This is a genomic window from Holdemanella hominis (assembly GCF_014306155.1).
Classification (GTDB): Bacteria; Bacillota_I; Bacilli_A; order Erysipelotrichales; family Erysipelotrichaceae; genus Holdemanella; species Holdemanella hominis.
The window spans coordinates 1-776 of the sequence record NZ_JACRWH010000131.1 but is presented as its reverse complement, the minus strand read 5'-3'; the positions used below and the strand labels follow the sequence as shown (position 1 = coordinate 776).

Here is a 776-nt window from a genome sequence, read left to right as displayed (position 1 = left end):
TTGTTCTACATAGTCTTATAACGCTTTTATGTGGGTAATCCTATGAAAAAGAAAGTAATGATTATTGGTTGTATATTACTGGCTTTGATCCTATCAATTGCAATCTATAGAAAACACGTGGAAAGTAATATAATCTTCCATTCATTCAACGAGCCGGTGAATATCAAGGTTGGAACAAAGTTAGAGGAAACACCTATTGAGTTTTATCATACTGAGAATATAGATGGTAACAAGGTGACTCATGAGTATATATATGATCAGGATATTGTTAATGAGGTTCAACCAGTAACTGTAAAGGTACATTATCAATTATTTACTTTTACAAATACATATGAGCTATTGATAGTGAATTAATAAAAATCCGATAAATTTTAAACCAGAAAGGAAAAAGTATGTGTAGATTACTTTGTTTAATTAACTAATTTATACATATTTTGAGGAATGAATATGCTAAGATATACAAGAAATAAATATAGAAAAGAATCGATATCTGCAAAATTAATTGAAAAAAAAGAGGATGAGTATTTTGCTATTCCTGGAAAAGTGCCAAGTCCAGAAGCTTTTTATGAATTGATTTTTATGACTGAAGAGGGAATGAAAACTTTTGAAGTTAGTATATTTGAATATAATGTTGTAGACGTTGGTATGGAAGGTACTTTAGTTTTTCAGGGATATCAATTGTTATCTTTCGGTGATTGGATAAAGGAATTTAGTGTATAGTATAACTTTACATTATTTTATGATTGACGTTTAACATTTAATTGATTTTTTAATGT

General features: G+C 28.1%; 2 protein-coding genes. Both read left to right on the top strand.

Annotated features, from left to right (window positions below; all coding sequences use genetic code 11):
- Window positions 1–42 precede the first annotated feature (42 nt).
- Complete coding sequence (locus tag H8911_RS12220) at window positions 43–354, top strand: hypothetical protein (protein ID WP_222621041.1); 312 nt, start codon at window positions 43–45, stop codon at window positions 352–354.
- Window positions 355–447: 93 nt separating this feature from the next.
- Complete coding sequence (locus H8911_RS12215; RefSeq protein WP_186999846.1) at window positions 448–720, top strand: DUF2500 domain-containing protein; 273 nt, start codon at window positions 448–450, stop codon at window positions 718–720.
- Window positions 721–776: the final 56 nt, after the last annotated feature.

What these genes read in the sequence shown, in the direction of transcription:
- H8911_RS12220 (WP_222621041.1), top strand. Translation starts at nt 43, where the DNA reads ATGAAAAAGAAAGTAATGATTATTGGTTGTATATTACTGGCTTTGATC.
- H8911_RS12215 (WP_186999846.1), top strand. Translation starts at nt 448, where the DNA reads ATGCTAAGATATACAAGAAATAAATATAGAAAAGAATCGATATCTGCA.